Below are 2,500 nucleotides of genomic sequence, written 5' to 3'. Positions count from 1 at the left end.
TTCAATATGCCGGGTTGCCCCATTCGGATATCTACGGATCAATCAGTATGTGCCTGTCCCCGTAGCTTTTCGCAGCTTGTCACGTCCTTCTTCGCCTCTGAGAGCCTAGGCATTCCCCATACGCCCTTAATTAGCTTATGCGTCTTGCTTTAACTTGCTCTTTTAGTTTTTTTGATAATATCATTGATATTATCACTCTTTTTTTATCACATATATTAATATATGTGCTCGTATTTTTAAATCAATATGTCAATGAACGTTTTTCTTGTTAAACAATATAAAACCAATGAAAATAAAACGTTTTTCATATAATGAATCCTGTGTTTTATAATCTATCAATCCCTATATCTAAAGAATTGTGGAGAATATCGGAGTCGAACCGATGACCTCCTGCGTGCAAGGCAGGCGCTCTAGCCAGCTGAGCTAATCCCCCATTTGTGAAATCCTAAATGTCGAATTCAGAATCTCGAATAATGAAGTAATGAATTCTCAACTTCTAAAATTTCCTTTCAATATAATAATATGAACGTAATCATTTGTAGTCTCAGGCAGACTCGAACTGCCGACCTCTACATTATCAGTGTAGCGCTCTAACCAGCTGAGCTATGAGACTGTCTTTTTTAAGAGAACAGACTTATAGAAAATAGAATCTAGACCAAAAATCTAGAGTCCAAAAACCTAGCATCTAATTTCTCTTAAATAATTAATTAACAGCTAAAAACTAAAAACAACCAACAGATACATTCCATCGTATCATTTCTGATTCCCTTATAAAAGGAAAGTCTCTAGAAAGGAGGTGTTCCAGCCGCACCTTCCGGTACGGCTACCTTGTTACGACTTAGCCCCAGTTACCAGTTTTACCCTAGGCCGCTCCTTACGGTGACGGACTTCAGGTACTCCCAGCTTCCATGGCTTGACGGGCGGTGTGTACAAGGCCCGGGAACGTATTCACCGGATCATGGCTGATATCCGATTACTAGCGATTCCAGCTTCACGGAGTCGAGTTGCAGACTCCGATCCGAACTGTGATAGGCTTTATAGATTCGCTCCTTGTCACCAAGTGGCTGCTCTCTGTACCTACCATTGTAGCACGTGTGTGGCCCAGGACGTAAGGGCCGTGATGATTTGACGTCATCCCCACCTTCCTCGCGGTTTGCACCGGCAGTCTTGCTAGAGTTCCCGACATTACTCGATGGCAACTAACAACAGGGGTTGCGCTCGTTATAGGACTTAACCTGACACCTCACGGCACGAGCTGACGACAACCATGCAGCACCTTGTAAATTGCCCGAAGGAAAGTCTATCTCTAAACCTGTCAATCTACATTTAAGCCCTGGTAAGGTTCCTCGCGTATCATCGAATTAAACCACATGCTCCACCGCTTGTGCGGGCCCCCGTCAATTCCTTTGAGTTTCATTCTTGCGAACGTACTCCCCAGGTGGGTTACTTATCACTTTCGCTTAGCCACTCAACATAAATGTCGAACAGCTAGTAACCATCGTTTACGGCGTGGACTACCAGGGTATCTAATCCTGTTCGCTACCCACGCTTTCGTCCCTTAGCGTCAATATATTGTTAGTGATCTGCCTTCGCAATCGGTATTCTATGTAATATCTATGCATTTCACCGCTACACTACATATTCTAACCACTTCACAATAATTCAAGACTTGCAGTATCAATGGCAATTTTCCGGTTGAGCCGAAAACTTTCACCACTGACTTACAAACCCGCCTACGGACCCTTTAAACCCAATGATTCCGGATAACGCTTGGATCCTCCGTATTACCGCGGCTGCTGGCACGGAGTTAGCCGATCCTTATTCGTAGAGTACCGTCAGAATCTCACACGTGAAATTGTTTCTTCCTCTATAAAAGTAGTTTACAACCCATAGGGCAGTCTTCCTACACGCGGCATGGCTGGATCAGAGTTGCCTCCATTGTCCAATATTCCTCACTGCTGCCTCCCGTAGGAGTCTGGTCCGTGTCTCAGTACCAGTGTGGGGGATCTCCCTCTCAGGACCCCTATCTATCGTAGCCTTGGTATGCCGTTACCATACCAACTAGCTAATAGAACGCATAGTCATCTTATAGCGATAAATCTTTAATCATAAAACAAGGTTGTCTTTTGATACTATAAAGTATTAATCCAAATTTCTCTGGGCTATCCTTTACTATAAGGTAGATTCTATACGCGTTACGCACCCGTGCGCCGGTCGTCAGCAAATAGCAAGCTACTCCTGTTACCCCTCGACTTGCATGTGTTAAGCCTGCCGCTAGCGTTCATCCTGAGCCAGGATCAAACTCTTCATCGTTTGTCTTTAAATATTATTCTAAAACAATACAACGGAATTTATAATCGTATCTCTTTGATGTTTCTAGTTTTTATTCTTCGTATATACTATAAATAGCATAATACGCGCTGTCAATCAATATGTCTATGAACTTTTTAATAACTAATGAAGCGATCTTCTTCGCCACTAGCTCTTTGTTAATCAATAA

2 tRNA genes and 2 rRNA genes (1 of these 4 cut by a window edge) are annotated in these 2,500 nt (G+C 43.0%); all 4 read right to left on the bottom strand.

The window, feature by feature from the left end:
• Positions 1-141: ribosomal RNA gene (locus tag DG508_RS02290) — 23S ribosomal RNA — on the bottom strand (it extends 2,685 nt beyond the left edge of the window).
• 218 nt (positions 142-359) lie between these two features.
• A tRNA-Ala gene (locus tag DG508_RS02285) sits at positions 360-433 on the bottom strand.
• A 106-nt stretch (positions 434-539) separates the two neighbouring features.
• Positions 540-613 (bottom strand) — tRNA-Ile (locus DG508_RS02280).
• Between the two features lie 176 nt (positions 614-789).
• Positions 790-2,313, bottom strand: a 16S ribosomal RNA gene (locus tag DG508_RS02275).
• The 16S and 23S rRNA genes sit together here with 2 tRNA genes alongside, the layout of an rRNA operon.
• Positions 2,314-2,500 lie beyond the last annotated feature (187 nt).

It is taken from the genome of Aquimarina aquimarini (assembly GCF_900299535.1).
Taxonomy (GTDB): Bacteria; Bacteroidota; Bacteroidia; order Flavobacteriales; family Flavobacteriaceae; genus Aquimarina; species Aquimarina aquimarini.
Note: the sequence above shows the minus strand (reverse complement) of the source record. Positions and strands in the feature narration are given on the sequence as shown.